The organism is Thermosyntropha lipolytica DSM 11003, assembly GCF_900129805.1.
Lineage (GTDB): Bacteria > Bacillota > Syntrophomonadia > Syntrophomonadales > Syntrophomonadaceae > Thermosyntropha > Thermosyntropha lipolytica.
Genome location: NZ_FQWY01000059.1, coordinates 1 through 5,957 on the forward strand (window position 1 = coordinate 1; position 5,957 = coordinate 5,957).

Genomic DNA, 5,957 nt, shown 5'->3' on the forward strand with positions numbered 1-5,957 from the left:
CTTCCTCAAAAATATGCAGTAGATGTGGAAATATAAAAGAGCAATTATCCCTGTCAGAGCGAAAATACAAATGCGACAAATGTGGGTTTGAGATAGACAGGGATTTGAACGCAAGTATAAACTTGAAGAATTATGAAAAACTAATAGCTTAGCACTTGACGCAAGCTATTAGCTAGTACCGATACGTTAGTCGGGAATTTAAGCCTTCGGAGCGTCATGCCAGCAGGAGTAGGTTTATCCGAAACTGGACGCGATGAACAAGGAAGGAAACAGAAACTTTATAAGGATATTATAAATCCCTTATAAAGTTTTGTAGGTTTTCTGTAACGGGTTTGAATTTGGAACGTGAACTGGCACTTGAATTTGCGCGGGTAACGGAAGCAGCAGCTCTGGCGGCTGCCTGCTGGGTAGGAAAAGGGGACAAAGAGGCAGCTGATGACGCAGCCGTAACCGCAATGCGGGTAATGTTTGATACCGTTTCCGTTGATGGAGTGGTAGTGATAGGGGAAGGAGAAATGGATGAAGCCCCTATGCTTTATATTGGGGAAAGGGTAGGCACAGGAGTTCCGCCGGAAGTAGATATAGCTGTCGATCCTCTGGAAGGAACCAATATCGTAGCCAAAGGGCTAAATGGTGCGATTTCCGTTCTGGCTGTGGCTCCCCGCGGGGCGCTTTTGCATGCCCCTGATATGTATATGGATAAGATTGCCGTAGGGCCTGAGTGTAAAGGTAGAGTACATTTAGATGCTAGTGTGAAGGAAAACATAAAAGAAGTAGCTAAAGCCCAGGGGAAATTGATAAGTGAGGTTACGGCCGTAGTGCTTGATCGGCCACGCCATGCGCATATTATTGAGGAGATTAGAAGGGTCGGAGCCAGGATAAAACTTATAAGCGATGGGGATGTTTCTCCTGGGGTAGCTACGGCCTACCGGAACTCAGGAGTAGATATCCTTTTAGGGATTGGCGGAGCTCCGGAAGGGGTTATAACCGCTGCGGCTTTAAAATGCATGGGTGGAGATTTTCAAGCCCGCTTATGCCCGGAAGATGAAGAAGAGATTAAACGCTGTCATGCTATGGGCATAACGGATATCAAGAAAATCTTTACCCTTGATGAACTGGTAAAATCAGAAGATGTTATTTTTGCCGCTACCGGCATAACCGATTCTTTTCTTTTAAAGGGGGTAAGATATTACAGGCGGAGGGCTATTACCCAAACTATTGTTATGCGCAGCACTTCAGGTACGATCAGAATAATTGAAGCCGATCACTGTTTGGATAAAAAGCCGCTTTTTAAGGATGAAAGGATTAAGTCGATGCTGGATTGGTAAATAATTTTAAAAGGGGTAGTTTTCGACTACCCCGGTTTAAGGGAAGGAGGGCTAAATTGAATATTGCAGATCTGGAAAAAAAGACGGTAGCTGAACTTTACCAGTTAGCCAAAGAACATAATATACCAGGTTATTATAAGCTGCGTAAAAAAGAACTGGTAATGGAGCTTACCAAAATACTTACCCATTCTGATGAAGTGTTGCAGGCACAGGGGATATTAGAGATAATGCCAGATGGTTATGGTTTTTTAAGGCCTTTTCATTATCTCCCCAGTCATGAAGATATATATGTATCTCCTTCGCAGATACGCAAGTTTGAACTTAAAACCGGGGATTTAGTTTTTGGCCATGTGCGTTCACCTAAAGAGAATGAACGTTTTTTTGCTCTGCTTAAGGTGGAGGCTATAAATGGATTTCCCCCGGAAGAAGCCGTAAAAAGGATACATTTTGATGAGCTTACCCCCCTTTATCCTACGGAAAAGATTGTACTGGAAACCGAATCCCATGAAGTATCTACCCGGGTCATTGACCTCTTTGCTCCTATAGGTAAAGGACAGAGGGGGCTTATCGTCGCTCCTCCCAAGGCAGGTAAGACGATTCTTCTGCAAAAAATTGCCCAGGGAATAACTAAAAATCATCCCGAAATTAAGCTTATTATCTTACTGGTAGATGAGAGGCCGGAAGAAGTTACCGATATGGAGAGAAATACACAGGCCGAAGTGGTGGCTTCTACCTTTGATGAACCCCCGGAAAATCATGTGAAAGTTACCGATATGGTTTTGGAAAGGGCCAAGAGATTGGTTGAGCATAAAAAAGATGTTGTAATCCTCATGGATAGCCTTACGCGTTTAGCCCGGGCTTATAACCTGGTAGTTCCCCCCAGTGGGCGAACCCTTTCGGGTGGTATAGATCCGGCCTCTCTGGATAAACCGAAAAGATTTTTTGGAGCTGCCCGTAATATAGAAGAAGGAGGCAGCCTGACTATAATAGCTACGGCTTTAGTGGAAACCGGATCCCGTATGGATGAGGTTATTTTTGAAGAATTCAAGGGCCGCGGCAATATGGAGCTGGTGCTGGACAGAAAATTAGCAGAAAGGCGTATTTTCCCGGCTATCGATATTAAAAGATCTGGTACGCGCAAGGAAGAGCTGCTTTTAACTCCTGAGGAGCTGGAACTTACCTGGAATCTGCGTAATGCCTTCAATGAACACACACCGGTAGAGAGCATGCAGATAATAAGGGATACTATGTTAAAGACTGCTTCCAATGCAGATCTTTTGCGAGCTGCTCCTATCGTTTTTGGCAAGCGTGACCTGTCTAAGAATTCCTGATTGCTTAAGAATAAAGTCCTCATTTCCCGGCAAGAATAAGTAGAAGAGGGTACTTATGCCTTAAAGGAAATGAGGAGGAATAAAGTGAAGGCGAAGAAGATATCTTCACTGATTTTAAGCCTTATGCTGTGTTTTTTATCCTGGGATGCTGCTTTGGGGGCGGTGTATGAAGATAATTTTATACCCGCCTGCAAGCCAGGAAGTATTCTGACCGAAAGAGGTATAAAATATTATCGGGTAAAAGCAGGCGATACCTTATGGGATATAGCGATGCGAAGCGGCGTAGACGTAAAGATAATTATGGCGGTCAACAATATGGATGAAAAGAGCATACTGGCAGTAGGACAGGTAATTTCTATTCCGTATACTAATACTCGGGTACATGTTATAAAACCGGGTGAGACTATGTGGGATATAGCCCGGCGTTATGATATAAGCCTGGATGCGCTTATCAAGGCTAATCCCGGTAAAAATCCGCAGTTGCTCAAAATAGGAGATAGTCTGAAGATACCTGATGACAGTCTGGGAAGCAGTGTAGTTTTGCAAGAACAGCCATCCCGGTCAGTAAGTTTTCGCAGCCTGTCTTATGCCTGGCCTTTGGTAGGGACCATAACCTCTGCTTATGGATGGCGCCAGAGTGGGTTTCATCATGGAATAGATATTGCAGGGAGCAGAGGAGAGCCTATTCGGGCGGCTGCGGATGGCACCGTCGTTTTTAGCGGCTATAAGCCGGTTTATGGTAAAATGGTTGTATTGCGACATGCGGATGGAAGAGAAACGGTATATGCCCATGCGCACAGCTTAAAGGTTAGTGAAGGAGAGAAGGTTAAAAAAGGGCAGATTATAGCCACCGTCGGAACTACCGGCAGGACTACCGGCCCTCATGTACATTTTGAGGTAAGAGAAGAAGGAAAAACAGTTAATCCTCTTAAGTTTTTGCGTTATTAAGAGAGGGAAAAAACCGCCCCCTTCTGTAAGGGCGGTTTTTTGCTTTCTGAACTTTAATTTTATATTATATTATTTATTATGAGTTAGGAAAGATGGGGTAAGAGGATTATGTATTTTACATTATATGCGAATGACAAGGGAGAAGTTTGGGAATATCCGGATATGGCTATGCTGGGACGCAGCGGTAATACCTGGCTGGTTCCTGTCGAGAGGGAAATGATACCCCTTCCTAAGGGGGCATCTCTGGTAGCCCTTCCGGGATGTTTACCGGTAGGATTAAATGCTAAAGAGGAGATTTTTTGCCGGGAAGAGGAGGGAAGAGGACGGAAGGTTACGGCAGTAGCTGCCCTTCTGCCGCAGGGTTTTACCCGCACTTTGCTGCCGGCTTTTGTCAAGAAAGATAAAGGTTTAAATCTGCCTCTTTATGGTTATGCAGCGGTAGGTTTTAAAGATGAAAAGATATATGTGGCAGCGGTAAAGACGGATAATGTCCGCAAATGGCATCCGGTTTATTATAATACAGAAGGATTGGGAGCGAGAATAAATAAAATGCTTAAAAAATATCCCCAGAACCGTATCTTAAGACAGCTGGCTTACTGTTCCCTGGCTTACAGCTGTTTTACGGCTCAGAATATTTTTTATCAGCGCTGGGAAGGGGGGATCCCTACTATGCCGGCCTGTAATGCCGGGTGTCTGGGCTGTATTTCCGAAGAACATGCCGGGGTGAGATCACCCCAGAACCGGCTTACTTTTAAACCTACGGTAGAAGAGATAAGTGAACTGGGGATTGAGCACCTTGAGAATGCCCGGGAGGGGATAATAAGCTTTGGTCAGGGATGTGAGGGGGAACCTTCTCTTAATGCAAAAGTCCTGGCGAGTGCTATAAAAATTATCCGGAAACATACGGATAAAGGTACAATAAATATTAATACTAATGCCGGATATACCGAAGGGATAAAAATGTTAACCGATGCCGGACTGGATGCCATGCGGGTTACTATATTTTCCTGTATACCCGGTAATTATAACCTCTATCACCGGCCTAAAGGCTACAGCCTGGAAGATGTAAAAAAGTCCATAAGGTATGCGGCAAATAAAGGGGTAAAAGTAGCTTTGAATCTGCTTGTCTTTCCAGGCATAACCGACAGGGAAGAAGAGATAGAAGCTCTGCTTTCTCTGGTAGAGGAAAATGGTGTGTATATGATACAGATGCGCAATTTAAATATTGACCCTGATTATATAATGGGGTATTTTCCTGCCCGTGCTAACGGGATAGGCATGGTAGAATTTATAAATATTGTTAAAAAGGAGTTGCCAGGTGTTAAAATAGGTTCTTATACGCATCCGGTAAGGTAATTTAAGGAGAGGAGAGGTTTTTTTGGATAAAAAAGGGCCTTATATGATAAAGGATATAAAGAAAATGGGGCAGGGGGTCCAGGTATGGGGAAAATTTCTGATTACCGAAAAAAACAGCCGCAAGACTAAAGACGGCAGAGAAGTTATAAACCTTAAAATAAGTGACTCTTCCGGCGAAATTGATGTGGTAGTATGGGAAAACTGCCAGATAGGGGGGAGTATAGAAACCGGAAAAGTAATAGGGATACTGGGAGATACGGGAAGCTACAATAACCGTATTCAGCTTACAGCCAAGAAATTAAAGGTTTTGGATGAAGATCCTGCTCCCTATCTTAGAACACCGGCAGTAAGCATAGATAATTTAAAAAACAAGTTTGATAATATAATTAACACCGTGCAGGATATTTATCTAAAGGAGTTGCTCGCTTTAGTTTTTACTGGTGAAACCCGGGAAAAATTTTTTAAAGCACCGGCAGCGCGTAAAATACACCACAATTATGCCGGAGGTCTGCTGGAGCATACAGTAAGGGTAGCAGAACTCTGCCTGGAGGCAAGCCGCATTTATCCTCAATTGAATAGGGACCTGCTTATAACCGGGGCTCTTTTGCATGACATAGGCAAAATGAAGGAGTATGAGATAAAGGTGTTGCCTGAATATACGGTTAGCGGCAGATTAATAGGACATATAGTTTTGGGCCACCAGATGGTGGAGGAAGCCTTGAGGCTTCTAGAGCAAAAGAGGCCTGATATGCCGGAAGAGCTCAAAAATATGATAAAACACATGATTTTAAGCCACCATGGGAATCTTGAATATGGCTCTCCGGTTAAACCTTTATTCCCCGAGGCTATGCTTTTGCACATGATGGATAATCTGGATGCCAAGATGTATGTTTTTATAAACAAGATTGATGAGGAAGAAGAAGGGGAAGGATTTTTTACCAGCTATGATCCCTTTTTCGAACAGTATTTTTTCAAATACCGGTATTAGACTTGA

The 5,957-nt window shown here is 43.6% G+C and carries 6 protein-coding genes; all 6 read left to right on the forward strand.

Going from position 1 to position 5,957, the window contains the following annotated elements; translation table 11 throughout:
* Positions 1 to 152 (forward strand): zinc ribbon domain-containing protein (locus BUB92_RS10515; RefSeq protein WP_143156944.1); only part of this gene is annotated, 152 nt, incomplete at its 5' end.
* A gap of 186 nt (positions 153 to 338) precedes the next feature.
* Positions 339 to 1,328, forward strand: coding sequence for a class II fructose-bisphosphatase (gene glpX / locus BUB92_RS10520; RefSeq protein WP_073093489.1), 990 nt, complete (start codon positions 339 to 341; stop codon positions 1,326 to 1,328).
* Between the two features lie 56 nt (positions 1,329 to 1,384).
* Positions 1,385 to 2,659 (forward strand): transcription termination factor Rho, encoded by a 1,275-nt coding sequence (gene rho / locus BUB92_RS10525; protein ID WP_073093491.1) that lies wholly within the window; start codon positions 1,385 to 1,387, stop codon positions 2,657 to 2,659.
* 84 nt (positions 2,660 to 2,743) lie between these two features.
* Entirely contained in the window at positions 2,744 to 3,607 is an 864-nt protein-coding gene (locus BUB92_RS10530) for a peptidoglycan DD-metalloendopeptidase family protein (RefSeq protein ID WP_073093492.1), read from the forward strand.
* Between the two features lie 108 nt (positions 3,608 to 3,715).
* Positions 3,716 to 4,963 carry a radical SAM family protein gene (locus BUB92_RS10535; protein ID WP_073093493.1) on the forward strand — a complete coding sequence of 416 codons (1,248 nt, stop codon included), beginning with the start codon at positions 3,716 to 3,718 and terminating at the stop codon, positions 4,961 to 4,963.
* 22 nt (positions 4,964 to 4,985) lie between these two features.
* The gene (locus tag BUB92_RS10540) at positions 4,986 to 5,951 is read left to right on the forward strand and encodes a 3'-5' exoribonuclease YhaM family protein (protein WP_073093495.1); all 966 of its coding nucleotides are present in this window, start codon (positions 4,986 to 4,988) and stop codon (positions 5,949 to 5,951) included.
* The last annotated feature ends 6 nt before the right edge of the window (positions 5,952 to 5,957 follow it).

Coding starts and splice junctions, on each gene's coding strand:
- BUB92_RS10535 (WP_073093493.1), top strand. CDS start 3,716: ATGTATTTTACATTATATGCGAATGACAAGGGAGAAGTTTGGGAATAT.